At 49.9% G+C, this 26430-nt stretch carries 24 protein-coding genes and 1 pseudogene; 12 read left to right on the top strand and 13 right to left on the bottom strand.

Annotation, left to right across the window (positions count from 1 at the left end; all coding sequences use genetic code 11):
* Nucleotides 1–2: 2 nt before the first annotated feature.
* Nucleotides 3–2648, bottom strand: coding sequence for a DNA mismatch repair protein MutS (gene mutS / locus ACFSUS_RS26390; RefSeq protein ID WP_381527595.1), 2646 nt, complete (start codon nucleotides 2646–2648; stop codon nucleotides 3–5).
* A gap of 107 nt (nucleotides 2649–2755) precedes the next feature.
* Here mutS and ACFSUS_RS26385 point away from each other — a divergent pair, with 107 nt between their 5' ends.
* Nucleotides 2756–3304 (top strand): PH domain-containing protein, encoded by a 549-nt coding sequence (locus ACFSUS_RS26385; protein WP_381527593.1) that lies wholly within the window; start codon nucleotides 2756–2758, stop codon nucleotides 3302–3304.
* Between the two features lie 14 nt (nucleotides 3305–3318).
* Here the strand turns inward: ACFSUS_RS26385 and ACFSUS_RS26380 are convergent, their stop codons facing one another.
* The gene (locus ACFSUS_RS26380) at nucleotides 3319–4086 is read right to left on the bottom strand and encodes a tyrosine-protein phosphatase (protein ID WP_381527591.1); all 768 of its coding nucleotides are present in this window, start codon (nucleotides 4084–4086) and stop codon (nucleotides 3319–3321) included.
* Between the two features lie 243 nt (nucleotides 4087–4329).
* Here ACFSUS_RS26380 and ACFSUS_RS26375 point away from each other — a divergent pair, with 243 nt between their 5' ends.
* The 3 genes from ACFSUS_RS26375 to ACFSUS_RS26365 all read left to right on the top strand — a co-directional run bounded on the left by ACFSUS_RS26375 (nucleotide 4330) and on the right by ACFSUS_RS26365 (nucleotide 6536).
* Nucleotides 4330–4869, top strand: a complete 540-nt coding sequence (locus ACFSUS_RS26375) for an RNA methyltransferase (RefSeq protein WP_381527589.1) — start codon at nucleotides 4330–4332, stop codon at nucleotides 4867–4869.
* Nucleotides 4870–4931: 62 nt separating this feature from the next.
* Nucleotides 4932–5414, top strand: coding sequence for a hypothetical protein (locus ACFSUS_RS26370; RefSeq protein WP_381527586.1), 483 nt, complete (start codon nucleotides 4932–4934; stop codon nucleotides 5412–5414).
* A 195-nt stretch (nucleotides 5415–5609) separates the two neighbouring features.
* Nucleotides 5610–6536: a sensor histidine kinase gene (locus ACFSUS_RS26365; protein ID WP_381527583.1), complete on the top strand. Its 927-nt coding sequence runs from the start codon at nucleotides 5610–5612 to the stop codon at nucleotides 6534–6536.
* Between the two features lie 109 nt (nucleotides 6537–6645).
* Here ACFSUS_RS26365 and ACFSUS_RS26360 read toward each other — a convergent pair whose 3' ends face one another.
* Genes ACFSUS_RS26360 through ACFSUS_RS26345 form a run of 4 tightly spaced genes read right to left on the bottom strand, consistent with a single transcriptional unit; the run spans nucleotide 6646 to nucleotide 12978 of the window.
* On the bottom strand, nucleotides 6646–10470 hold the full coding sequence (locus tag ACFSUS_RS26360) for a PVC-type heme-binding CxxCH protein (protein ID WP_381527581.1): 3825 nt from the start codon (nucleotides 10468–10470) through the stop codon (nucleotides 6646–6648).
* Between the two features lie 13 nt (nucleotides 10471–10483).
* Nucleotides 10484–10924: a GNAT family N-acetyltransferase gene (locus ACFSUS_RS26355; protein ID WP_381527579.1), complete on the bottom strand. Its 441-nt coding sequence runs from the start codon at nucleotides 10922–10924 to the stop codon at nucleotides 10484–10486.
* Nucleotides 10921–12039, bottom strand: coding sequence for a Gfo/Idh/MocA family protein (locus ACFSUS_RS26350; protein WP_381527577.1), 1119 nt, complete (start codon nucleotides 12037–12039; stop codon nucleotides 10921–10923). Before ACFSUS_RS26350 ends, ACFSUS_RS26355 begins: the two co-directional genes overlap by 4 nt.
* Before the next feature lie 57 nt (nucleotides 12040–12096).
* Nucleotides 12097–12978: a sugar phosphate isomerase/epimerase family protein gene (locus ACFSUS_RS26345; RefSeq protein ID WP_381527575.1), complete on the bottom strand. Its 882-nt coding sequence runs from the start codon at nucleotides 12976–12978 to the stop codon at nucleotides 12097–12099.
* Nucleotides 12979–13115: 137 nt separating this feature from the next.
* On the opposite strand from ACFSUS_RS26345, the gene ACFSUS_RS26340 reads away from it, so the two are divergent.
* On the top strand, nucleotides 13116–14018 hold the full coding sequence (locus ACFSUS_RS26340) for an AraC family transcriptional regulator (protein ID WP_381527574.1): 903 nt from the start codon (nucleotides 13116–13118) through the stop codon (nucleotides 14016–14018).
* A gap of 56 nt (nucleotides 14019–14074) precedes the next feature.
* Here the strand turns inward: ACFSUS_RS26340 and ACFSUS_RS26335 are convergent, their stop codons facing one another.
* A complete protein-coding gene (locus tag ACFSUS_RS26335; protein ID WP_381527572.1) occupies nucleotides 14075–14953 on the bottom strand; it encodes an alpha/beta fold hydrolase in 879 nt (292 codons plus the stop codon).
* 106 nt (nucleotides 14954–15059) lie between these two features.
* On the opposite strand from ACFSUS_RS26335, the gene ACFSUS_RS26330 reads away from it, so the two are divergent.
* On the top strand, nucleotides 15060–15563 hold the full coding sequence (locus ACFSUS_RS26330) for a DinB family protein (protein ID WP_381527570.1): 504 nt from the start codon (nucleotides 15060–15062) through the stop codon (nucleotides 15561–15563).
* Here ACFSUS_RS26330 and ACFSUS_RS26325 read toward each other — a convergent pair.
* Both ACFSUS_RS26325 and radA read right to left on the bottom strand, forming a co-directional pair.
* Nucleotides 15540–16316 (bottom strand): NRDE family protein, encoded by a 777-nt coding sequence (locus tag ACFSUS_RS26325; protein WP_381527568.1) that lies wholly within the window; start codon nucleotides 16314–16316, stop codon nucleotides 15540–15542. The two genes, ACFSUS_RS26330 and ACFSUS_RS26325, sit on opposite strands and share 24 nt — an antisense overlap.
* A gap of 10 nt (nucleotides 16317–16326) precedes the next feature.
* Nucleotides 16327–17712, bottom strand: coding sequence for a DNA repair protein RadA (gene radA, locus ACFSUS_RS26320; RefSeq protein WP_381527566.1), 1386 nt, complete (start codon nucleotides 17710–17712; stop codon nucleotides 16327–16329).
* Nucleotides 17713–17927: 215 nt separating this feature from the next.
* On the opposite strand from radA, the gene ACFSUS_RS26315 reads away from it, so the two are divergent.
* Nucleotides 17928–18602, top strand: a complete 675-nt coding sequence (locus ACFSUS_RS26315; RefSeq protein WP_381527564.1) for a porin family protein — start codon at nucleotides 17928–17930, stop codon at nucleotides 18600–18602.
* 160 nt (nucleotides 18603–18762) lie between these two features.
* On the opposite strand, the gene ACFSUS_RS26310 is transcribed toward ACFSUS_RS26315, so the two are convergent.
* A complete protein-coding gene (locus ACFSUS_RS26310) occupies nucleotides 18763–19182 on the bottom strand; it encodes a LytR/AlgR family response regulator transcription factor (RefSeq protein ID WP_381527562.1) in 420 nt (139 codons plus the stop codon).
* A gap of 254 nt (nucleotides 19183–19436) precedes the next feature.
* The gene (locus ACFSUS_RS26305; protein ID WP_381527559.1) at nucleotides 19437–19868 is read right to left on the bottom strand and encodes a LytR/AlgR family response regulator transcription factor; all 432 of its coding nucleotides are present in this window, start codon (nucleotides 19866–19868) and stop codon (nucleotides 19437–19439) included.
* A gap of 368 nt (nucleotides 19869–20236) precedes the next feature.
* Here ACFSUS_RS26305 and pheS point away from each other — a divergent pair, with 368 nt between their 5' ends.
* The 5 genes from pheS (at nucleotide 20237) to ACFSUS_RS26280 (ending at nucleotide 25607) form a co-directional block, all read left to right on the top strand.
* Complete coding sequence (gene pheS / locus ACFSUS_RS26300) at nucleotides 20237–21277, top strand: phenylalanine--tRNA ligase subunit alpha (protein WP_381527557.1); 1041 nt, start codon at nucleotides 20237–20239, stop codon at nucleotides 21275–21277.
* 108 nt (nucleotides 21278–21385) lie between these two features.
* Nucleotides 21386–22597, top strand: a complete 1212-nt coding sequence (locus ACFSUS_RS26295) for an exodeoxyribonuclease VII large subunit (protein ID WP_381527555.1) — start codon at nucleotides 21386–21388, stop codon at nucleotides 22595–22597.
* 112 nt (nucleotides 22598–22709) lie between these two features.
* A complete protein-coding gene (gene xseB, locus ACFSUS_RS26290) occupies nucleotides 22710–22898 on the top strand; it encodes an exodeoxyribonuclease VII small subunit (protein ID WP_381527553.1) in 189 nt (62 codons plus the stop codon).
* 167 nt (nucleotides 22899–23065) lie between these two features.
* Nucleotides 23066–24436, top strand: coding sequence for a DUF937 domain-containing protein (locus tag ACFSUS_RS26285; protein WP_381527551.1), 1371 nt, complete (start codon nucleotides 23066–23068; stop codon nucleotides 24434–24436).
* Nucleotides 24437–24566: 130 nt separating this feature from the next.
* On the top strand, nucleotides 24567–25607 hold the full coding sequence (locus ACFSUS_RS26280) for an SDR family NAD(P)-dependent oxidoreductase (protein ID WP_381527549.1): 1041 nt from the start codon (nucleotides 24567–24569) through the stop codon (nucleotides 25605–25607).
* A gap of 160 nt (nucleotides 25608–25767) precedes the next feature.
* On the opposite strand, the gene ACFSUS_RS26275 is transcribed toward ACFSUS_RS26280, so the two are convergent.
* Both ACFSUS_RS26275 and ACFSUS_RS29190 read right to left on the bottom strand, forming a co-directional pair.
* The gene (locus ACFSUS_RS26275; RefSeq protein WP_381527547.1) at nucleotides 25768–26283 is read right to left on the bottom strand and encodes a hypothetical protein; all 516 of its coding nucleotides are present in this window, start codon (nucleotides 26281–26283) and stop codon (nucleotides 25768–25770) included.
* Between the two features lie 37 nt (nucleotides 26284–26320).
* Nucleotides 26321–26430, bottom strand: a pseudogene (locus ACFSUS_RS29190) (IS982 family transposase); the annotation flags it as partial.

Below are 26430 nucleotides of genomic sequence, written 5' to 3'. Positions count from 1 at the left end.
GATCACTCCGCCAACTTCAGCAACTCATTCAACTTCAGCAACGCTTCAATTGGCGTCAGGCGATTTACATCAATGGCGCGGAGTTTGTCTTTGATCATTTCGGCTTTAGGATCACCCGCTTCAAAGATCTTCAGCGCCAGCTCAGGCTGGGCCGGTGCTGCTTCCCGAATCTTCTCGCGGTTGGCTTCTCTTCCGTGCGATGACTCTAACTGCTTTAAGATTTCACCAGCCCGCGTAACGATCTGAGCGGGCATCCCGGCCATTTGTGCGACGTGAATACCGAAACTATGCTCCGAACCACCTTCTTTCAACTTCCGCAGGAAAATGACCTTGTTGCCCATTTCCTTCACCGCCACGTTAAAATTTTTGATCCGGGGGTTGTCGGTTGCCAAATCATTCAATTCGTGGTAGTGCGTGGCAAACAGCGTCTTGGGGCGGCAATCCGTTTTGTTGTGCAGATATTCCGTAATCGACCAGGCAATCGACACACCGTCGTAAGTGCTCGTTCCCCGCCCGATTTCATCCATCAAGACAAGACTCCGTTCGCTGAGGTTGTTCAGGATGCTGGCGGTTTCGGTCATCTCGACCATGAACGTACTTTCGCCCCGCGAGAGGTTATCCGACGCCCCTACCCGCGTAAAGATCTTGTCGACCAGGCCAACTTCCGCCGATGATGCCGGTACAAAACTACCCGACTGTGCCATGAGCACAATTAAGGCCGTTTGGCGCAACAACGCTGATTTACCAGCCATGTTTGGCCCGGTAATGATGATAATCTGTTGCGTTTCGTCGTCCAGATAGATATCGTTCGGGATGTACGGCTCCCCCGGTGGCAACTGTTGCTCAATTACGGGGTGGCGGCCGTCCTTAATGTTCAGCACCTTGCTTTCGTTGATCTGTGGTCGAACGTATTTGTTCTTCACCGCCACACGGGCAAACGACGCCAGGACATCCAGCACGGATAAGACGCGAGCGTTCTGCTGAATAGCTCCGACGTATTCACCAGCGGCAATGACCATATCGTTGAACATCCGGGCTTCGATCTGGAAAATCTGTTCCTCGGCGTTCAGGATTTTTTCTTCGTATTCTTTGAGTTCTGGCGTGATGTAGCGTTCGGCGTTCACGAGGGTCTGCTTCCGAATCCAGTCCTCGGGCACGCGATTCTTATGGGCATGTGTCACTTCAAGATAGTAGCCGAAAACTTTATTGTAGGCCACTTTAAGCGAACTTATGCCCGTCCGTTGCACTTCGCGTTCCTGCAACTGAAGCAGGTAGTCCTTACCCGAATAGGCAATAGAAGTTAGTTCGTCCAGCTCAGGATTGATCCCCGGTTTAATCATGCCGCCCTGGTTCGAGAGCGTCGGCGGGTCTTCGCGCAGTTCGGCTTCAATACGGTCGAGCAGAAACGCCACCGGGTTAAGCTGGTCGGCGTATTTCTTCAGCGACGGCGCTTCGTTCTGTGCCAAAGCTGTAATTAGCATCTCTTTAATCGGCAGCACGTGCTGGAGCGACCGTTTGAGTTGCAGCAACTCGCGCGGGTTGATGCGCCGAACGGCTACTTTTGATACCAGTCGTTCGAGATCACCGATTTGCCGGAGGTGATTGACCATGGTATCGGCCAGATCAATGTCGTCTACCAGCAATTCGACCATGTTCAGACGCTCGTCGATCAAGGCTTTTTCCTTAAGCGGCAGGCTTAACCATTTGCGTAGTAAGCGGGCCCCCATCGGCGTAACGGTTTGATCCAGAATCTGAATCAAGGGGACGCCACCTTCCTGCTGCGCGGCCGTCAATTCAAGGTTACGGATCGTAAAGCGGTCAAGCCATACATACCGGTCTTCTTCAAGTCGCGTTACCCGCGTTATGTGCTGAAGGTCTTTGTGCTCCGTCTCGTTCAGGTAATGCAGGATTACTCCAGCGGCAATGATGCCATCGGGCAAGCCTTCAATACCAAACCCTTTGAGCGACGTAGTCTGAAAATGCTGCTTCAGAAAGTTGTAGCCAAAGTCATACGTAAACGCCCAGTCTTCGAGCGTGTAGGTATGAAATTTATCGCCAAACAACGCGCCGAACTCCTGCCGATTGCGCTTGCAGTACAGCACCTCCGACGGGTTGAAACTTTGCAGTAGTTTATCAACATAAGCCGCATTTCCCTGCGATGCTAAAAACTCACCGGTTGAAATGTCCAGAAACGAGACGCCAAATTCATCTGAGCCTTTGCCAAAATGCACAGCCGCGAGGTAGTTGTTGCGTCGGGTGTCAAGCACATTATCGTTAAACGAAACGCCGGGTGTCACCAGCTCGGTAACGCCCCGCCGGACAATACCCTTGGCCACAGCCGGATCTTCTAACTGATCGCAAATGGCGACACGTTCGCCCGCCCGAACGAGTTTGGGTAAGTGCGTATCCAACGAGTGATGCGGAAAACCGGCGAGTTCTTCATTCGACCCGCCGTTGTTACGTTTGGTCAGCGTAATGCCCAGTATTTTACTGGCCTTAACCGCATCTTCGCCGAAGGTTTCGTAAAAATCGCCAACGCGAAAGAGCAGCAACGCGCCGGGGTACTTCGCTTTAATCTGATTATATTGGCGGTTGAGGGGCGTTTCGTTAGTCTTCTTCTGAGGCTTTACTGCAGTGGCTGGTTTCACTAATCGGAGGCTATTATTTTAAACAAAAATACCAAATTTTACCGAGAAAGTGGCTATTTTTTGCCCTGTATCTAAGCCTGGCCTCATCCCTAAATTCTCTGCTTGTGATGACTCATTCCGAACCTTCTCTCCCGTTTAAAGCTCAGTTTAACCCGATCATCAGAACGTATCTGCTGCTGTATACAGCGGCTATTCTGGTGGCGACCGTGTTTGGTATCGTATTACTTCCGTTCTGGTTACTGGGCGTTGGGCAGTGGTGGAGCCGACATTATTTTCACAAACTCGATTGTGAGTTGACGGAACGTTCGTTACGCTTTCAAAAAGGCATCATTGTGCAGGTCGAGAAGACCATTCCGCTCGAAAACATTCAGGATGTTACGTTTGTGGCAGGACCACTATTACGTTACTTTGATCTGTGCATCCTGAAGTTTGAAACGGCTGGCCAAAGCCCCAATCAGGCGCACAACATGGAGTTAATCGGTATCATTGATGCGCAAAACTTTCGTACACAGATTCTCGAGCAACGGCAAAAACTCATTAATGCCCGAACTGGCCAACAGCCAATAGACAGCGATCAGGCCCTGCTTATTGACATCCGCGATGCCTTACACGACATTCGTCAGTTGTTACGGGATACCCTCAGGCAAACAGTTTAAGAGCGAATTTTTGATTAGCACAGAGATTCGTTCAGAAGCGGCTGACTTTTTAACTGCTCATATTCGGGCATTTTAAATAAGGTTGCCAACGCTTTCAGATCGGTAGGGCGATGCAAATCGCTTCCCAAAAAATCGACCCATCCTTTCTTTAGTAAAAAGCGGGCCTGAGCCTGCACACGTTCTCCATAACGTCCCGTTAGCGATCCCCAATTGAGTTGAAACAGATAGCCGTTCTCGTGCAAATGCGCCAGCGCTGAGGGGTTATCATGATAATACGTATATCGCTCAGGGTGAGCCAGTATAGGCGTATAGCCTTTTGCGCGTAGGCGAAATAGCAGATCGTCCAGATATAACGGAGCAGCGGCCCAGCCAAGTTCAACCAGCACGTAACGCGCCGGGCCAAAGGTCAACAAGGCATCAGTATTCAGCAATTCCGGGAAAAACTCATCAAGGAGATACTCTGCCGCCACTTCAACCTGTAAATCAAGACCATTCTCATTGGCTAATGCCTGCAACATCGCCTGACTGGCCTTCAACTGAGTCGATTCATTGGGGTACCAATCGCCACTGACGTGGGGCGTTGTAATTACTTTGCGGATGCCCCAGGAGGCCAGCTGCTTTAAACACGCAACCGTCTGCTCCAGATTACTAACGCCATCGTCGACGCCCGGTAATAAATGAGAGTGCATATCGACTCGCCAGAAACAAGGGTCTATAACCTCCTCTTCGTGTTGGAACGAGCGAGAAGCAATAACTCTGCGAATCGTTTCCAAAATGTCCATAGTCCGTTACTAATAATTCACGTAGCAGGCGCATTCACTGCCAGATGCCATACCTGGCAGATAGACAATTATAAGGCCAGAAGCGTGCTTACTACAATCTATTTTTGGCTATCAAGTCACATACCTTCAGTAGATTAGCCATTATCTGCATCACTAAACGCCTACTGAATCCTGCCCAGATTAACGTATCTTCTGTTGGTAACCGCTTACTTTTGCGTAAAAATTATCTGGTCACCCCACGCGATGCCTGTTCGAAAACTTTCCCTCGACGAACTAAACCGTCTATCTGTCTCCGATTTTAAAGATGCTCCTAAGTTTCCCTATTGTCTGATTCTGGACGATATACGTAGCCTGAATAACGTAGGATCTGTGTTTCGAACGGCTGACGCTTTCCGGGCAGAGAAACTGTATCTTGGTGGTATTACCGGTACTCCTCCCCACCGCGACATTACGAAAACAGCCCTTGGTGCTACTGAATCTGTCACTTGGGAGCACATACCTGACCTAGTGTCGCTGGTGAAAGATTTACAAAAAAATGGGTGGATCGTAGCCGCTGTAGAACAGGCTGATGGCAGTGTATCACTAAGCGATTTTGCCCCTGTCCTGAACAAACCCTATGCATTCGTGTTGGGTAACGAGGTGACCGGCGTACGGGATGAACTCATCAGTTTGGCAGACCTGGTCCTCGAAATTCCTCAGTTTGGCACTAAGCATTCATTAAATATCGCGGTGACAGCCGGCATTGTCTGCTGGGACTTCTTCCAAAAAGTAATAAAAACTTAACATTGGATTTTTGATTGTCACAGAAAAAGCGTATTTATTTGTAAATTTTTTCTTTCAAACCAATGGCAAATAAGACAAAAAAAACAAAGCAGAAATCACTGGCCACAGACATAGTGAGTTCAATTGAAGCCAAGCTAAGCGAAGCTGGCGAGGCCTCGAAAAAAATGAAAAAGTCCATCGAGAAGTCAGCCGAGAAGCTGGCGAAGAAACTGGCCAAATTGATGGACAAAGATGAAAAGCAGAAAAGTAAACCAGCCAAGCTAGCCGAGAAGCAGGCGAAAAAGTCTAAGAAGGACGAAGCTAAAGCGAAGAAGAACGCGTCGAAGAGCGAAAAGAATGCTAAACGCAAGGCTAACCTAAAAGCAAGCGAAGCTGGTGCCATTACAGCTTCTGAGCCTACTACATTAGCTCCCCGCGCTACGACAGCTCGCCCTAAAGCGACGCCTGCTAAGCCCGTTGCAGCCCCCAAGCCTAAGGCACCACGGCCAGCTGCCCCCACAACGAGTACCCCAGCCAGCAGTGACACTCAGCCAGATACGTTGTAAATCTGCAAATTAAGTATACTACTTTTATGAGCCCGCCTTAGGCGGGCTTTTTTTGTTACTAACTGTTGCAGATGTAACGATTTTTTTCTGACATTTACATAAATATTTAGTCCACTAACTGAGTAGATAGTAAACATCTTTTTAGTAAAACCTACCGTATATAATGAACTTGACTCTTTTTACCAACTTGACTTTATGACCCAACGTTCTACTTTCCCATTCCTTACTGTAGCGCTTTTACTTTCTACACTCACAGGCGGGCTGATCTACTGGAATTGGTCTGTATTGTCAGAAGGCGTGCTTATAGTGCCACCAAGCTTACGCTGGCTGGCTCTCTTCCTGATGGCGTTAGCTTCTCAGGTATTGCTGGGTTATGCTTTGTGGCGGTTACTTCACCGTCGGCAACGTTCTATGGTGCAAACCGAAGTGTTGCATTCATTAGTGCATGAATTTCAGACGCCGATAACCGCCATTCGGATGGCCGCTGACATTCTCGATTCACCCATCGCGCGGAACCAACCGGAACGTACGGATAAATACATCCGTATCATCCGGGAAGAGACCGAACGGCTCCAGCACCAGGTCGAAACCATGCTCACCCTGGCTCGGGCCGACCGCAATACGTTGACGTTAAATCCCGAGCCCGTTCAATTGCACCAACTCTTACGCTCTGTGGCCGAACGGCATGGCGATTACCTACGTTTATGCCTGCTAGGGACCGATTTGCAGCTTTTGGCCGACCGATTACACCTGACCAACGTATTACATAACCTGGTTGACAATGCAGTAAAATACAGTACTAACCAGCCCGAAATCACGTTACATACCGAAATAAACGCCAATGGCCTGTTGATTGCCGTATGCGACCGGGGTGTAGGCATTCCTCCGCAGTTCATCAACCAGATTTTTCAGCCTTTCTTCCGGGTTCACGATAACAATCAACCCAGCGTAAAAGGGTTCGGCTTAGGGTTAAGCTACGTTCAGCGCATTATTCATGCGCATAACTGGAGAATAGATGTGAAGAGCCAGCCTGGGGAAGGCAGCGAATTTATGATTTGGGTGCCCAACAAAGCCTTACTTCCCTCCCGCACAGATAACGTATCCATTCGAGAGGCCGCTTAAATACCCCATTCATCTTAACCTAAACACGTTCAAAATAAAAGCGTCGTCGGTCCATCCTAAAAGATGTTTACCGACGACGCTTCTGTTTACCAGCAAGCTGTTAACCACCTTATTTGCTGAGGGTTGCCTGCGGACTGCTTACTACCTTCATGATTCCGTTCATGATGCGCCAGTGACCAGGGAAGGTACAGACGAACGGGTAGTCGCCGGGTTGGGCGGGCGCTGTAAACTTCAGCCGATATGTCTGATCCGGATTGACCAGGGGCGAAGCGGCAATGATCTGCGGAATACTCGGTACGTAGCTTTTGTCGGCACCGTCTTTGGCCGTAATCATCTTATCGGCAGCCGCGCCGATGATGTCCATGCTTTTTGGCTTACCAATCACTATGTTATGTTGCATAGCGTCCGGATTCTCCAGCACGAGTTCAACTTGCTTACCCGCCGTAACGGTGAATGTCTTCTTATCGTACCGCATTTCTTCCCGCACCGTTTTCAGACGTACAACCTCGACGTTAGGATCAACAGGTTCGGCTTTGTTGATGCCCCAGGCTTCGTAAAGGCGATTTAAACGTTCGCGGTTATCAGACGAAACTGAGCTGGTCAAGCTGGCCAGAAAAGTTTTGTCGGCCTCGTTCACATTTGCCTTTTGCTTCAGGTTCCAGCCTTCCGATACGCCTTTGACTATGGCCTCACTCTGAGCAACATCGAGCTTCTGGGCTTGCCGAAGCAACATAACAACAGAGTCGACAGGTGCCGTAGATGCGTAGCTGCGCGTTGCTCGTTCCAGTACATAAGCACTTAAGCTTTGCGGAGCACGATACGTAAGCGTGTGTGTGACGTTGTTGTTCTGTTCGTTACCTTCTGCAATCGTGTTATCCCGGTCGAGCATTACGGTGATGGCGTACTTCCCAGCGCGGTCGAACTGCATCATGAAGTCAGTACTCCAGGGACCATTGTTGCCTTTGCTAATGGTTACCGTTTCGCCGGGTTTGATACCCGTGTTATGAACAACGCTCACGTAGTCAATCTTGGCAGCATCGGCTACGCCAGTTGGCCCTTCAATTCGGATGGATAATGGGATGGGCGTACCAGCCGGAATAGCTATTCCCCCCTGGTTCTTTACGTCGACGAACACTTGTGCTCGCTCCCGAACCGCGGGCGACTCGGGCGTGGTGCGGATGGCAGCTATGACCAGATCCGGTGCGTTCTCGCTACCCGGATGCATCTTGGTATGATCGTGTACAACATCCGGGGCGCTGGGGCCTCCGCTCTGCTTCATTCCAGACTGACTAGATCGTTGTGGTGCATCCGGCGACGAAGGAGTTACCGTTGAACGGGTTGGCGCATTGGCAGATACCTGCTTCAGGTAGGCCTTCATGAGCTGGCCATTGTTGTTGTTCAACACGGCGGCAAACGCATCGGGCATCCAGCGATCATCGACTTCATTGGCTTTATCGAGACGCGCCAAGATTGCTTTCTGAATGGGTGCCGTTTGAGGCATTTCGGAGAATGCCAAGAGGGCGTTTAGCACCACCAACGGCTCCTTATCGTTTAGTACATCCGCTTGTAATAACGCATTGGCCGATTCCTGGTTGCGGGGCATCACCTGTACGGCCGTTTTACGAACACCAGCGCAAGTATGCTTGAGTGCCGCTGTCGTTACTGACTGATCTGAACCATCCAACGCTCCTAAGCCTTTCAACGTCCACAGAGCGTGTATAGCGGCCGGATTGATACCGATTTCGTCTACCGACTGATCTTTCACTAGTTCAATCAGTTGGGGCACCACGTCCTTGTTGTTACGTTCGATTAAAAGCCGTTGGGCCGTTGTCCGCCAGAACATGTTTGTGTTTTTCAACGCGGCTACCAATTCAGCCGGGCGATCTTTGCTCAGCGCCATGGGTGTATAAGCCGGTGCTTTACCGTAGCCGACGCGATAAATGCGGCCGTGGGTGAAATCGCGCAGTGGGGTTTCGTAGGCATTACCCGACCCATTGCTAGCACCTTTAGGCGTCGGATTGTGCTGGATAATAAAGCTGTACCAGTCAACCACCCACACGGCGCCATCCGGGCCAACCTCAGCAAATACGGGCGCAAACCACTCATCGGCGCCCGCCATTAAATTGAACCCTTCAGCGTCTTCGTAGTCGGTACCTTGCTTCTGCATCACGTTCTGGTGCACAATGTGTCCGGTCGGCTCCGAAACGAAAGCGACCTTGTTCCAATATTTCTTCGGAAAGGCGCGGGCGGTATACAGATTATGCCCCGCTGCCGCCGTAAATCCGCCGAACACGTCAACCTGACGAACGCGGGGCGTAATGGGTTTCATATCCTTGTGAGTATCGGTACTACGACTACCGTTCTCGCGTAAGTGTGCTCCACCATGAAAATACCGGCTCGGAATAGCCATGTACCAGCCGTGCGAGTTATTGGCCGTACTACCGAAAACGTCTCCCGTTTCGTTGAAGGCCATCCCCCAAGTGTTGTTGGACGTGCTCGTCACGTATTCAAGCTGAGTACCATCAGGTTTAAAGCGGAAAAAACCCTGGCTAAATTTTACACTATCGGCCCCTACTTTACCCTTAAAACCAGCATAACCAACGCTGCCCCAGATCCAGTTATCGAAGCCATAGTGCAAGTTGCTCGGTCCGGCATGAGTGTCGTAAGTACCGAATCCGGTGAAAACAATCTTTTTGACATCGGCTTTATCATCACCGTTGGTATCCTGCAAAAACAGCATGTGTGGAGCCTGTGATACGTACAAACCGCCATTGCCAAATGCCATTCCGGTCGGAATACTCAGTCCCTCAGCGAAGTTCGTAAACTTATCTGCTTTGCCGTCCTTGTCAGTGTCTTCGCAGATAACGATGTAATCAGAGCCTCCTTCGGGTTTGCGTTCGTTTGGATAATCCTTCGTAATGAGGGCATACAGTCGTCCGCGTTCATCCCAGGCCAGGGCAATCGGGTGCATGACGTTTGGCTCATGGGCGAACAGATCCAGCGTGAAACCAGCCGGAATCTGAATGTGCTTCATGGATTCTTCGGGAGAGAGCGGTTTCTGTTGCAGCTGTGCACCGGGCCGTTTTTCGTAGTTAGGAAGATTGGCTTCCTGATAGGCAAACGGCTGTGGGTTCAGCGCATCATGTAGCTTCTTAACATTGTCGCCGACGGCCCATAAAATGCCGCGCTCCAGCAGTTGCTGAAATCCGGGCTGGCTCCAGGTGCGTTCATCGTGGCCATACGCCGTATAGAACACCCGACCTTTACCGTATTGGCGCGTCCAGGTGTACGGTTCCTCGGCTACGTTAGGCTTATCTTTCGCCTGGTCGGGCTTAATTGGACGCACAGCCAATACGTTGTTGTCAGCCTGCAAATGCGTGTGCAGATACGTTTCGTCGTAGGCCTTGAACGATGGCAATCCTGCCGTAAGAGGACTGTTCGGTTGCGTGAAGCGCGTTTGAATGGTGTCCATGCGGTGCCGCCAAAACTGCCCGCCCACCACTTTGTCGACGTATTCGGGCGAATTGCGGAAGCAGTATGACGCGCAATGCACTGGAATCAGCCCTTTCCCCGACGCTACGTAATCAAGCAAGGCTTTTTCCTGCACTTTAGGAATACTGTCCCAGTTGGCGTAGATCAGCAGCCCATCGTACTTGGCTAAATTCTCCGGGTTAATGTCTTCCAGCTTGTCGGTATAGGTAATGTTGATTCCTTTGTTACCTAATGCTGCCATCAGCTGAGGCACCCGCTCGATGGGTTTGTGGTGACCGTTATCGCCCAGAAACAGGATTTCGGTCCGGCGTGGGTGCAGACCTCCGGACTTATTAGCTTCGGCCGACAAATCACGTGTGCCATTTGACGGTCGACGGGCGCATTGGGTAAGTGCCGTGATAAGCGCCACAGCCAACACTATTTTCATTTGCTTAATTAACATAAGGGTAGTCGTTTCATATACTGCTTCCTATTAATTGCCATCGGTAGCGACACTTTTGTCGTTCGCCGTCCTGGTACATATCAATGTACTCTGGTATATCAACAATTTCGACCAATTCCGCACCGACGCGTTCACAGGTTCGTCGTGAAGGCCAGTTATCAGGATCACAGGTGATCCACAGCGTCGTAAACCGATGCTCAATCGCAATTGACTTCAATTCCAGGCAGGCATAAGCTGCGTAATGTTGGCCTCGAAAGGCTTCGTCTATATTATAACCGATATGCCCAGCATAGAACAGAATGTCCTCCTGATCGCTCAGACGAAGCCGAATAGCGCCTACATTGGTGTTTGACTTCTTTTCAACAATTATGTAATGTTCGGCTGGAACATGTCCGGTTTGCGGGTTACCCGGCACCGTTTTTTCCAGCCGTAACATCACGGGCGATTCATTCATGCCTTCGCAAAATCTGGCAACTTCATAATCTCGCCACCTCGCAGGGCCGACTCGTGGGCCAGAATACCAACGCTTGTCCAATTGGCCGACTGGGCTGCGTTTGGAAACGGCTCGCGGTCTTCGACAATCGCGCTAACAAACTCATGCACCATGTGCGGGTGCGATCCGCCATGACCACCGCCCTGCGTAAACGACAAATGCTGCTGCTCGTCGGCATCGTACACGCCCTTGGTTGTGAAGCGCTGGATTGGCTCTGGCAGCAAATGAGCGTAATCGGGCACCGTCACTTTCTCGGGAATTTCAGGCTCCGGCTTCTTGGCCGTATGGATGACGGGCTGCTCGTCTTCAATCAACTGCCATTCAAACGACTTCTTATCGCCATAGACTTCAAAACTCTCGCGGTACTGCCGCGCTACGTCGAACAGCGACCGATACACATAGGCCGATAGATCGCTGTCCTTGAACTTGATATGTGCCGACTCCACAGCAAACGGTGAGTTGTGAATTTTGGCCAGCTCTTCCCGAATCGTGCCCGACCCGAAACAAGATACGTAGTCGGCCTGAAGTTTCAATAGACCCGCTACCGGGCCAACGCAGTGCGTGGCATAGTGCATGGGCGGCAAACCAGGCCAGTAGTCGGGCCAGCCATCCATATCCTGCTGGTGACTTGCCTTCAGGAACTGAACTTTACCTAATTCCCCTTTTTCGTATAATTCTTTAACGAACAGAAATTCACGGCTGTATACCACCGTTTCCATCATCATGTACTTCTTGCCACTCTCCTTACAAGCTTTCACAATCTCCAGGCACTCCTCTACCGTTGTAGCCATCGGCACTGTGCAGGCAACGTGTTTACCAGCCCGCAAGGCTTTCAGGCTTTGCTCGGCATGGTTCGGAATTGGCGAGTTGATATGTACGGCATCTACAGCGGGGTCGGCCAGCACATCATCATAATTATTGTATCGGGTGGCAATGCCGTAGGCATCACCAATTTCATTGAGCTTTTGAACATTACGTTGGCAAATTGCGTACATATTCGCCTGCGGATGCCGCTGGTAGATTGGAATAAATTCGGCCCCAAAGCCAAGGCCAACAATAGCAATGTTAAGTTTCATAAAGAGTAAGAGAGTGAATGAGTGAAAGAGCGGTCAACAGCGAAATTAGCGAGTGAGTCACGCAAAAGCACTCTTTCGCTCTTTCACTAGTTCGCTCTTTAAAAATGCTAATCCATCGGCAGCCAGTTGCTCCGGCGAGTCGAACATAGGCCGGAAAATATGGGCGGCAGATGCCAGTGCTGCTGGCTTTACGCCAAAGGCTTCAATGGCAATTGGGCCTTCATATCCTATCTCGTTTAAGGTACTAAACACCTCATCGAAGTTAACGTGGCCTTTTCCCGGCGTTGAGCGGTCGTTCTCCGAGATCTGCACATGCACCAGGTGGGGCGCGATGGTTCGTAGGGCTTCTGCGATACTTTTCTCCTCAATGTTGGCATGAAACGTATCAAAAGCGGCCCGGCAATTCGGGTGGTTTACTTCGTCAATGTACCGCGCCAGATCGTCGGCGCAGGTGAGCAGATACGTTTCAAACCGATTCAAGTACTCCATCGCCAGCACAACGCCCTGCCTTTGAGCATGTTCGGCTACTTGGCGCATACCCGTCACCGACCAGTCCCATTCCTGCTGGGTGGCGGGCTGCCCGGTGAACAATTTAAAACCGGCGTAGAACGGGCCCATCAGAATCGTTGCACCAGCGGCTGCTGTGCAGTCAACTACACGTTTCAGGTAATCAATGGCGTTGCGACGAATGCGCTCGTCAGCACTGATCAGACTTTGCTCCGGCCCACAAAGTGTACAGGCTTGCACATCCAGCTCCAGTTCGCGAAGTTGGTTACCAATACGCTGCCATTTTTGGACGTAGTTTGGGCTTTCGCCGGACTCATTGATGGGTATTTCAACAAAGTCGAAGCCGCTTTCTTTCAGAAACAAGAACGTCCCCGACAAGTCTTCATCCATTGTCATTGTCCAGGCAAACAAGTTCATTCCCAGCTTATTCATATCGAGTCAAAAAATAATTAAACAAATGTATCTAATTCGGCCCCAGTCTACTCTGCGTTTTTTGCCTATTATTGACTCTATATTTGCATAAAATCAGAAAATACAGTGTTTCTTCAGTTAAAATAAACAGACTAGCTATGAAACAAGCGCTTCGTAAGGACCTTGAGCCAGTCGGAGCTTCGTTTACGGTAAAAGAACTGGTTGAACCTCATTTTGACCCAAACTGGCATTTCCATCCGCACTACCAGTTATTCCTGGTGGAAGAAGGAACGGGTACACGATTCATTGGGGATTCTATCAAGCCGTTCGGCCCTGGAGATCTAGTTTTCCTAGGCCCTAACCTGCCGCATCTCTGGCGTAGCGACCAAGCTTATTTCGACAAGCGGACTGACCGTGCCACCGCCTTAGTAGCGCGGGGCATTGTCGTCTATTTTTCGGAAGACTTCTTAGGAAGAGAGTTCTTTACTAAGCAGGAAATGGCGTCGCTACGCCAGCTGTTAGATCATGCCCGGCGTGGTCTCGAATGGAATAGCACCACGCGTAATCAGACCGAAGCCAGCCTTCGGAATCTAACTACTCAACCAGCGGGTTTTGGCCGTGTGCTTCGTTTACTGACCTTGCTGGACGATCTTTCGCACGCTACTGACTACCGTTTTTTGACCAGTCCCGGTTATACAAATACGGTAAAACCAGCCGAAACGGATGGGGCGGCCTACCGTCGTATGCAACAAGTGCACGATTACGTACTAGAGCATTTCCCCGACGATCTTAGCTTAGACACCGTCGCTGATTTGGCAGGCATGACGCCCCCGGCTTTCTGCCGTTACTTTAAGGCACGGGCCAACAAGACCTTCTCCGAGTTTGTGTCAGAAGTACGTATTGGCCATGCCTGCAAACTGCTCATGGGCGGTAAACTCAACATTACGCAGATCAGTCTTGAAAGCGGGTTCCGAACGTTATCGAACTTTAACCGACAGTTCAAAGACATTACTGGTCAGACTCCATCGAGCTACGTAAAAACATATCGTCAGCTTTACTGAAACAGAAAACGGCCTGCTCTCAGAAAGAAAACAGGCCGTTTCATAACAGATTAAATTTAATAAATCGTCGTCGTACCGGCCGATTGCCCAGCGGGTATACCTTCTTTCACAAAGGCTATCAGGTCTTGATTCAGCCGATCGCGTTCGGTGTAGAACAACCCGTGCGGAGCGCCATCATACACAATGTAATGTGCATTCGGCAAGGCATCGGCGGTTCGTTCGCCCGACGCTTCAATGGGCACCGTCTTATCGGCATCCCCGTGAATAATGAGCGTCGGCACATTGATCTGCGTTAGATCATTGCGAAAATCGGTTGTAGAGAAAGACGTAGCGCAATCGATGGTTGCTTTGGGCGATGCCAGGTATGCCCGCACAAAATCACCTTCAAGATGCGCCTGACTCACCGGATGACTCACCAGGTTGACACCGTAGAACTGCTTGGCAAAGGTTTGGAGGAAGTCAGCGCGGTCTTTTTTCATACTGCTCAACATGTCGTCGAACACACTTTGGTCAACTCCATCCGGATTGTCGTCCGTTTTCAGCATATAAGGCGTTACAGCTCCTACCAGCGCTACGCGGGCTACCCGCGCCCCACCGTAGCGGCTCATGTAGCGGGCTACTTCGCCCCCACCCATCGAGAAGCCGACGAGGGTTACGTTTTGCAGATCAAGCGCATCCAGAACAGCTTTCAAATCGGCGGTCAAGGTATCGTAGTCGTAGCCGTCCCAGGGCTTCGACGATTTGCCGAAGCCCCGCCGGTCATAGGCGATAACCCGTAGGCCATGTTGCGGCAGCTCAGTCATCTGATAATCCCACATTTCGTGGCTCAACGGCCAGCCGTGTATCAACACAACGGGGCTACCCGTACCCCAATCCTGGTAGAATAGATTAACATCGTTGCCAGAAGCATCGACGCCAGCTTTGATGTAACTCATAACGCAAGTATTTTTTTAGTGATGGTTTAGTTAACCAGTAAGTTAACTAGAGTTACGTAAAATGGTTCTTAACAAGTTGCGGGGTTGATTCGTTGATTGCTTGACTATGAAACAATCCCTTCTTAATCGACTAGCGGGGCAGCCTGACGCCCTTACTCACCTGCTGTATGGCCTTTCGGAGGAGCAGATTTACCAAAGACTTTCAAATGACAAGTGGTCTATTTTTGAAAACCTAGCGCATCTGGGTCGATACCAGGAAGTTTTCCTGGATCGTATGCAGCACATCAATGCCGATGAGGCCCCTACATTCAGTCGTTACGTTGCCGACGATGACCCTGGATTTCCGGATTGGACCCGGTTGTCGTTTGAAGAGCTGACGGAGCGGATGCGGGGAGAACGGGCAGCCCTGAATGCATTTATCAGCATCATGCACGAGGAACAGCTCATGCGGATTGGACTCCATCCGGTTTATGGACCAATGACGCTCCTGGGCTGGACGGAGTTTTTTCTGCTCCACGAAGCGCATCACTTCCTTACGATTCTTAAGTTGGGTGGTTCGCTGCGAACGGCTGACCGGCCCATGGGCCTACCGGCTATTCAGCCACTGTGAGGGAGAAACCGTTGTTTCATCACCTGAGATAAGATCGCGATACCGTACTGTTAACTCTGTTTTCGAGTTCGTTATCTGCGTTATGCTTACTGTCCGAACGCCATCTCGAGGGTTTGGTTCGCCACCAGCAGGCCCATCGGCGCGATTCATAACAAAATCATGGTCGGGATTACCATCGCCCGCTGACTGGTGAAACGCGAAAAGTTCAGCGGCCGTATAGCTGGGATGTTGACGCAAAAAATCAGCGAGCCAACTTTTCCGTAGCTCGGCGGTAGGCATGGTGTAAAGCGTCACTGACGACCAGATATGCGGTTGATTATTTGATATAGGCCGGAGATAAACCTGGTGCCCATTCCAACGCAGCTCGTAAATTGTCAACGAACCCGGTATGTTCTCAACGACCAATAACGTAAACGGCTCAATGCTGCTAAAGTCGTATCGATCAGCAAACTGCCGGGGAGTTGCATAGCCAAAATAATCCAGCACGACCAGCCCCCGGCTTTTCCGGGGGCCGCCTTTAAATACTAGTTCATTGGGTTGGTCTAAAAAAGCACCGTTCAGCAGGCACACGGTTGTCGGTCCGGACGTAGCCAGCCACGTCCCACCACCTTGTGGATCTTTAGGGAAAATAACTAGTTGGTGATTAACTTGATAAGTCTGGGGCTGGGTAGCTCGCGGACGGCTGATGTGCTCGTCACGGTTGGAGGTAAGCACAAAGCCCCCTGGAAGCGGCAATAGGGTTACGACGCACATAGTCAATCAATTACATAAGTACGCCCTGAAACACCTCGTCTAACCGCGAGACAGGTTTGATGTTAATCTTGAATCCTTTCGTATCCAGACCTTTCATGTTGTATTTGGAAATAAACATCTGCTTAAAGCCCAGCTTCTCGGCTTCAGCAATGCGCGACTCAATTCGGCTGACGGCCCGAACTTCGCCCCCTAACCCGACTTCGGCCGCAAAGGCTACCGATGGCGGAATCGCAATGTCTTCGTAGCTCGACACGACGGCCGCGCATACAGCCAGATCAATCGCCGGATCTTCGACACGTAACCCGCCGGCTATATTCAAGAATACGTCCTGCTGCCCTAACCGGAAACCACCGCGTTTTTCGAGCACCGCCAGTAGCATGTTTAACCGCTTGGCATCAAAACCGGTGCTACTCCGCTGGGGCGTACCATAGGTAGCCACGCTCACTAAAGCCTGCGTTTCAATCATTAAGGGTCGGTTACCTTCCAGCATTGACCCGATTGTTACGCCACTCAATGCCTCGTCGCGTTGCGAGATCAGGATTTCCGAAGGGTTCGTTACTTGCCGAAGCCCCGAGCCCAACATTTCGTAGATGCCCAGCTCGTCGGTACTACCAAACCGGTTTTTGGTTGTGCGCAGAATCCGGTATGTTGTATGCCGGTCGCCCTCGAAGGTCAACACCGTATCGACCATATGCTCCAGCACTTTGGGGCCGGCCAGTGACCCTTCTTTAGTGATATGCCCGATCATGAATACGGGTACGCCACTTTCTTTGGCGAATTTCATGAACTCAGCGGTACACTCCCGCACCTGCGAAACGCTACCAGCGCCCGACTCTACCAACGACGACTGCATGGTCTGGATAGAGTCGATGATTAAGATCTCTGGCTCGAAGTGCTCAACCACCCGAAAAATGTTCTGCGTCGACGTTTCGGTCATGACATGGCAGTCGCTGGTGGGTGCGTCGAGTCGCTCGGCCCGCATCTTGATCTGCTGTTCGCTTTCTTCGCCTGATACGTACAAGACGCGCATACCGGCTAAACTGAGCGCGATTTGCAATAGTAATGTCGATTTACCGATACCGGGCTCGCCACCGATAAGCACCAATGACCCTTGCACAATGCCGCCCCCCAGCACTCGATTTAACTCAGCGTCGGTTGTGTGCACGCGGGGTTGCTCTTCGTAGTTGATCGCATGAAGAGCTTTGGGCTTGGCGGCTACTTTTATCCCACCGGGTCCGGCTGATGGACTCCGCCACCCCCCTTTTTCGGGTTCGTCTTTCTGAACAACTTCTTCAACGTAGGTATTCCACTCGCCACAAGACGGGCAGCGGCCTAACCATTTGGCCGACTGCTGGCCGCAATTTTGACAAAAATAGGTAGTTTTTAACTTGGCCATATGAATCGGTGAGCAACTAACAATGAACAGCCGTTAATAAAAAAATGACAGCGTTAAACCTGTAGGCTTTTCGAACATCCAACGATCAAATCAAGGTGCTGCTGGCTGTTAACTGTTCGTTATAAGAACGCCGTTTCCTCGAAATAAGTTGATTTTTACACCGGTTCCCGCTGATTTGCGTTTAATCAAAAGTCACGTTCATTTACACAAAAATTATGAAAAGAACCCTGCTTTTCGCGTCGTTTGTTATTTTACCCGCTCTCTCGTTTGCTCAGGGCGGTTTTCAAATTGGTATCAAGGGAGGGGTTAACCTATCCCGGCTTAGCTTTGGAAATTTCATATCAGCCGACGCTAACCCCAACGGCTCGCCTAATGTGAACATTGATGGTCAAACGTTTCGCAATAGCATCAATGACAGTTTTGCCAGCCGAACCGGTACGTCGTTTGGCATTTACACACGTTTTGGAAAGAATCTGTTTTTACAGCCCGAATTATTGTATTCGACCCGCAGTGGTTCGTTTGAGGTCGTTCGCAATGGCCAGGCGCAGCAGGTAACGGTTAAGACCACTAGTTTCGACATTCCAATTCTGCTTGGCCTCAAAGGAGGCCCTCTGCGGGTAATGGCTGGCCCGGTTGTATCGTTACGCGTTGATGATAACCAGCGGTTGGGCGAAGCGGTACGTCAGTACACGAATGGTACCCTCAACGATGCCTGGTCGAAGGCGTATTACGGGTATCAGGTAGGTGGCGGTCTGGATATTGGCTCATTTGGCCTCGACGTCCGTTACGAAGGTAACATTTCTGAAGTGGCTCAGATAAACGGAGATTCTGGCCGGTTTAGTCAGCGCTTTAGGTCATGGCAGGTCACGTTGGCCTACCAATTGTTCTGACCCATTGCTTGATAGAGAATAAAAAGGAGACAATAATTACTTGTCTCCTTTTTTATTGGATGAACTTTTAAAAAACAAACCGTTGCGATCCACCCCCTCTCGAGTTTGTAGCAACGGTTGTCTGTCAAATTAACCCACTAAATATATTTGATAGCTCAAGCTAGTTAAGCAACCGTTGCCAGTACTGAGTAAGTTGCACTGATATATCTTTCATGCGACGACGCGAAATAGCAACCTCACGCCCGTCGGCCAGCCGCACCTGGCGTTCCTTATTGAATACGCTTTGCTGCACGTAACCCAGGTTAACAATGTATGACTTATGGATACGCAGAAACATCGACCCGTCGAGCATTTTTTCAAATTCTTTGAGTGTCTTCGATACCAGATAGCGCTTTCGATCACGTGTATAGAGAAACGTATAGTTACCCTCGCCCTGTAAGCATAACACGTCATCCACAGAGATGAAAATGGTACGGTTCAAATACGGCAAAGCAATACGCTGCATACCCCGCTGATAAGAAGCTGGAAAATGAGGAGCAACGGCAACGGGTTGTAGGGATGAGAAAAGAGGAGCTTCCATGGTTAGAAATAGTTTTGTTTCAGTGTGTTAGCATCTGATTGATGAAACAAAACTACCCTACTGGTATTACTGGCAAAAAAACGGCCTGATCAACAAACGTCAGCATTATAAGCCAACCAATTGTTAATCAAGCCGTTATGCATTAAATATAAACTCTCTTTGAGTGGATTTACTCAACCTTTTACGTAGTTTTACGTATGCGGGGCGTATACTTACTCCTGACGCAATCCAAGGAATTTCCTCACTAGATTTAGCTAGCTAAGAGCTACAGGCTGAAACTCCCGAATACGATCCATGAACATTTGAGCCCGGCGACGCGAAATCTTAACCTGCTGTCCATCTGTCAATTCCAGCTCACCTTCCTTTTTAACAAAGAACTTACGCACGAACCCAAGATTAACGATGCAGGACTTATGAACCCGAACAAAGGCCTGTCCGTCGAGTAAAGTTTCGTACTCTTTCAGCGTGCGGGATACCAGCATTTTGGTACCGTCTTTAAGAAAGAAATTTGTATAATTTCCCGAACCTTCTAATCGTACAATTTCATCAACAGAGACTGTGCGTTTGCGATCATAAAACGGAATGAGCAGCTTTTGCAAACAAGTAGAATCGGTAATTTTTTCCACACTTTTGTGGAATGGCATAGACATAGGATCGAAAATCGAGTCGTTAGCAAATGCTTTCATAGTCGTTTTGAGTGATGATTGATTATAATGAGTTCGAGGCTGACATTCAGAAACTTATACTATCGATCTACCTACTGCGACCGCTGTTTTAAACGCATTCTCTTGCCCACTTACTCGCAAGAATCAGACCTAGTTACCCATTTGTACATATATCCGTTGCACTTATTATGTAACTATCTATTTATCAATCAGGTTCTGCCGCTTACTCAACGATGTTTTTTGCACATTTTCGCTGAACCCACTGTCTAAATTTTCCCCACTTTTGGGTAAAAAAGGCCACAATCCTTTCGTACGACGACAAGTCCTTTTCCAAGCTCTCCAAGGTTTTACGTACCTTTGCCTAAGTTAGAAAAGAGAAAGCGTAGCATATGCTGGACAAGGTAAAAGATATATATCAAGAAATTGAACAATACGACGTTCGGTCTGAAGAGCAGTTAGAACAGTTTCGGTTACGATTTATAAGCCGTAAGGGCATTATTACGGAGTTATTTGAAGGCCTGAAAACCATTCCGCAAGCAGATCGGAGAGCGGTAGGTCAGGAGCTGAACGGCCTGAAGAATTTCGCTCAGGAGCGGTTCGAGTCATTCAGCGGGTTGGTTGATGAGCAGCGGTCGGCGGCTAACAATGCCCCGCCTGTTGATCTGACCCTTCCGACCGTGCCGAATATGACGGGTACTCAGCATCCGCTGACACTAGTTCGGCAGCGGATCATCCAGATATTTGAGCGGATCGGCTTCAACGTCGCCGATGGACCCGAGATCGAGTCCGACTGGTATAACTTTGGGGCGCTCAACTTCCCTGACAACCACCCCGCCCGCGATATGCAGGACACGTTCTTTGTGGAGAAGAATGGCGAAAACTCGTCTGAAGACGTACTGCTACGTACGCACACCTCTAATGTGCAGATTCGATTGATGGAACACCAGAAACCGCCAATTCGATCAATTATGCCGGGCCGGGTGTATCGCAACGAGACCATATCAGCACGGGCCCACTGCATGTTTCATCAGGTTGAGGGTATATACATCGACCGGAACGTTGGGTTCAAAGATTTGAAAGATACTCTGTACCACTTCGTTAAAGAGATGTTTGAGCCAGGAACGCAGATTCGGTTTCGGCCGTCTTACTTTCCATTTACCGAACCCAGCGCAGAAATCGACATCTCCTGCCAGATCTGTGGGGGCACTGGCTGTAACATCTGTAAACATTCGGGCTGGGTTGAAATTGCCGGATCTGGTATGGTCGACCCACAGGTGATTGCGAATTGCGGTATCGATCCCGAAGCGTATACCGGCTTTGCCTTTGGTATGGGCATCGAACGTATTACCCAGCTGAAATACGTGGTGAACGACCTGCGCCTGTACACCGAAAACGATGTGCGGTTCCTGCGTCAATTTGAAGGGCTATAATTAATGAGTGAAAGAGCGGACCGCCAAAGCGGTGAAAGAGCGAATAAAACAGCTACTAAACTTTCACCGCTTCGGCGGCCCGCTCTTTCACTCTTTCACTCTTTATCGATGTCTCCCATTCGTCTTTCCGATTTAGCCTTTACACTCGAAGCCGTCATTGACGATGCCTTTGGGCAGAAAGCCGTTTGGGTAGTGGCCGAAACCAGCGACATAAAAAACTACCCTGACCGCGGCTACTGTTTTCTAACGCTGGTGGAACGGGAAAACGGCCCAACGGGACGGCATGAAACTTTGGCTAAATTAGACGCCTGCATCTGGCGGAAAAACTACCATACCATTCGTGATTTTGAGCAGGCAACGGGCGTAGCGTTTGCGCGCAATATTCAGCTGCTGCTGCTCGTGTCGGTAGGGTTCAGCCCGGTCTATGGACTTCGGCTGGAAATCCTGAAGATTGATCCGTCCTACACGCTCGGCAACATTGAACGCGAGCGACAGGCGGTCCTGGACGCGCTTGTACAAAACTACCCAGATCTGGTCTGGCAAGAAGCTGGCCAGTACATTACGGCGAACCAACTCCTCCCACGTCCAACCGTCATCCAACGCCTGGCGCTCATTGCCTCGCCGGGTTCCGATGGCTGGCGTGACTTTCGGCACGAACTGAAACAGAATTCATTTAGCTATGACTTCGTTGTGGATGAGTTTTTAACTCAGGTACAGGGGCAGGGAGCCGATCGAGCCATTTGCGGCCAGCTGGAACGAATTCGTTCTAGCGGAGTAGCTTACGATGCCGTCGTTATTGTGCGGGGTGGTGGCTCGCAGCTCGACTTTGGCTCATTCGACACCCTGTTGATGGGGCATACCGTAGCGGGCTTTACCATTCCTATTCTGGCAGGTATCGGTCACGAGCGGAACGTCAGCATCACCGACCTGCTTTGCCACGAAAGTGTGAAAACGCCAACCAAAGCGGCTGCGTTTTTAATCGACCACAATCGGTTGTTTGAAGAGGGTTGCCTTCAGCTCCGTGACCGATTAAGCGTGGCAGCGCGCGACGCCTTGCAAACGGCTCGGGAGCAGATTGACGTGGAAACCGAACGGCTGCGGTTTGTGACGTACACCTATTTCCGTGATCGCCACACTGAGCTGACCGAAAAAGCCGTAACATTACGTCACCTCGATCCAGCCAATGTGTTGCGCCGGGGATATGGATTACTGCTTCGAAACGGACGTATTCTGACACAAACGACCGACATACAATCGGGCGAAACGCTTCAGATACAAATGCACGACGGCACCATTACTACTAAAGTTGTTGAGTTGTAGAGTCATGAAGTTATAGCGTTGTTTATATGCACCAGTTCACTGTTTTGCCAGCTACAACTTAAATCTCTACAACTGTATTACTTTACAACCTTATAACTACACAACTTAAAAAATGACCTACCAGGATGCGTACGATCAACTAACGACGCTGGTGTATGAAATTGAAAACGAACAGGTCACTCTGGACGAGCTTCCCGGCAAAATAAGGCTGGCGACTGAACTCATCACATACTGCCAGGAGCGACTGCGAGCGGTTGAAACAGAGTACCAGGAAGTCATCGAGCGATTACCTAAGCGATAGAAATGGGAATTTTATCATTCAGTCTTATGTGACGTTTGATAAACCTTACCTAATTTTATCCCCGGGGTAGATGCCTCCGGGGTGCCCCCGTGCTGTTTTGGTCGGTATTCCGACCGGTTGTGTTGTAAGCTAAAGCACCCACTGCTACCTGATTGAGCCCATTCTATATGAATTTGTTTGCCACTATACATGAAGTACTAAATTCGGACGTTCTGTCGCGCATTGCTGCCTACATTGACGAACCTACCGAAAAAACTAATAAAGCCGTTGATGGACTGATTTACACGATTATTGGTGGGTTGATGAAACGAACAACCACCGAAATTGGTGTTAACCAGCTTTATAACCATATCCAGAAAGGGCGTTATGACGGTTCGCTGACGGAAAACCTGGCCAACGTGCTGCGCGACCCAACCCATACGAACACACTGATTACGCAGGGTAACGATGTGATCAGCCACCTCCTGCCGGCCATGAAGAGCTCCATTGGCAGCATGATCTCGAGCTATGCTGGTATCCGTAACTCTTCGGCCATTTCGTTGTTGGGCCTTACAACAACGATTGTGCTGCACGTATTAGGGAAACGCGCCAAAGAGCAAAAAATAGACGCCGACGGGTTAGCCGCATCGCTATTTTCCGAACGGGAAGCCTTCGTCAATGCGGTTCCGGAGGAGTTCATGCCCCGACTGGTCGAAAAAGTGGGGTTGCAGCAAGTTGTAGCGGGAATAGCTGCGCCCGCCCGACGCACCACGGTTGAATCACCGATTCGCCCAGTTGCCACTACCTCGAGTACGGCATCCCGCGCTACAGTTACGACCACTCGCCCGTCTGTTAGCTACGACCCGGTCGATGATTCGAATAACGACAACAATTCACTGGCGAAATGGGGGGTAGGTGCTCTGCTAGCGTTAGCCATTGGTATTGGTGGGTATTATGTTTACCAGAACACGCAGAAATACGCCAACAACGGCGAGGCTGTAAGCGAAATATCAACGATTGAGGGCGATACAGTACAAGCCGATACGGTTGCCCGTTCACTGGCAGTTCCTAAGGATAGCACCACTAAAACGCCCCCCAGATCCACCTCGGCCGTACCAAGCGCAACTACCGCAACCACGGGCCTTCCGACTAGTAACACACCGGGTAATCTGACTCAGGTAATGGCCCCTTACATTGGCAATGCCGCTTTACCTAAAGGTCGGGTGTTTCCTCTGACGGGCGTAACCTTTCAGCCAGGGTCGCTCTCAATGACGCCTGGATCGCTGGCGGCTGTGGGCGAATTGGCAACGTTACTCAAAACGTATCCCCAATTACAGGTTCAACTGATTGGCTACGCCAACGATGCGCAAGGGGCTCTTACTAACAAAAGTTTGTCGTTCAAGCGCGTCAATCAGATCAAGCAACAATTGATGTCGTCGGGCATCGATTACCTCCGCATTGACGCCATCGGGCGGGGTAGCGGGGTGAGCCTGCGCGATACGTCGGGGGCTCCCAAACCGACCTTACGCAAGATTGACGTGAAAGTCGTAGTAAAATAAGTGAAGAGAGTGGAGTAGGTAAAGAACAGCCGCCAGGGTTTGCGGCTACTCCACTCATTCCTATTTTAACAAACAACTTCGCCGTCGATGGGTTGAGTGAAAGATAACCCAATTAATTTACTCAACTACTATGACAACAGAAGTTGGAAAAACTGCCCTTATCACGGGAGCATCGAGCGGTATTGGTCGCGAGTTAGCGACATTGTTTGCCAAAGATGGCTACAACCTCGTATTGGTAGCTCGCAGCGAAGACAAGCTGCAGGACATTGCCGACAAATTCAAGCAGCAGTTTGGTACCTCGTCCATTACTGTGATTGAAAAAGACCTTTCCGACCCACAGGCTCCTCAAGAAATTTATGACGAAGTAACCCGGCAAAATGTTACGGTTAACACGTTGGTCAACAATGCTGGTTTTGGCGAGTATGGCAAGTTTGCCACTGAAACCGATTTGCAGAAGGAGCTAAACGTAATTCAGGTTAACCTGACAGCGCTCGTTCACCTGACGAAGCTGTTCCTGAAAGATATGGTGCAGCGGAATGAAGGTAAAATTTTGATGCTTGGTTCGATTGCTTCCATTATGCCAAATCCGTTGATGGCCGTGTATGGAGCGACGAAATCATTTATCTACTCGTTCTCAGAAGCCCTGCGCAATGAGGTCAAAGACACCAACATCGCCATCACGGTGTTGATGCCCCCCGCAACCGATACTGATTTCTTCAACAAGGCCGGCGCCAGCAATACGGTAGCCCAGGAGCAGGCCCGCTCGATGAGCCCCGCCGACGTAGCCAAAGAAGGCTACAACGCCCTGATGAAAGGGAAAGATAAGGCCATCGCAGGGTTTTCGACCAAGATGCAGGCGGCCGCCTTCCGCGTACTTCCCGACTCGGTAGTAAGCCAGGCCGCCCGGGCACAGATGAAAGATCGGAATGAAGCCGAAGAAGAAAAAGAATCGTCAGCATTAGCCCTGGGCATTGGTATTGCAGCCGTGGCTATAGCAGGCCTTGTGATTGCGGCTCAGTACCGAAACGCCAATGCCTACGATCGGTTGCTGTATCGCTATAAAGCAGGCAAAGCGCTCAGCTCGGCCAAAAACGCCGTTAAATCAGTGGCCGATTCGGTTAATGGTTCGGTCTTAAAAGGTAAAGCTAGCGTAGAACAAGCGCTGGTTTAGTATAGGTACTCTCTCAACCGCTCACCTGAAGCGGTTAACCGAACTGACCTATAAACGAAAAATAGACGCTCGTTAAAGCGTCTATTTTTCGTTTATATCTTCCCCAGTGGTCTTTTAGTTAATAAAACGTTGTAATCGGAAGAATGTGTCGCGTTGCTCATCATACTGCTATCCGATTCAGCTGGGTCATTGTCGACTCACAACAGGCCTGTGCTTTAGTTAGCTGGTACTGATAGTTAGCAATGATTCGTTGGTAATGGCTAATAAGTCTGAACCTCCTAACGCCGGGCGATATGCGTTCTTTGGTTTCCTCAAGTAGTCTTTCAAGCCTGTCAATAGTCAGGATACAATTATCTATCCTGGTCTTGTGCTGGCGGATACGCTGGTGAGTCAACAATATAAGCTCATGATCAGTACGTTGCTTAACAGGATTCGCTAAAGCCTCCTGCCATTGCTCCCTTAATTGTTGAATGGGCTCGATAAACGAGCTTCCATCAAATACTTCGACTGGCAAATCCATGTGCCCATCACCATCAATAACATGAGCTTTAATAATTACGTCTCCTTGAGATGTAATAGAGCTTATCACCTGAAAACCATCCTCAATAAGATTGAGCTGGCAAGAAAACTCCCGAAACTGAGTATACTTATCTATTGCTGTGAAGAAAAGCATCATAACGTAGCCTGATTTATTACTTAATCTAAGTTGTATGTCATAAGCTTGTTTCGAGGGCATAGGCCAACAGAAACAAGACAAGCTTAATCAGAAAACCCGCTTCCGTAACGGCATGAATCTTCTTGGGAAAGCGCATCGTGATCTGAC

The organism is Spirosoma soli, from assembly GCF_042684525.1.
GTDB classification, from domain to species: Bacteria; Bacteroidota; Bacteroidia; order Cytophagales; family Spirosomataceae; genus Spirosoma; species Spirosoma soli.
Note: the sequence above shows the minus strand (reverse complement) of the source record. Positions and strands in the feature narration are given on the sequence as shown.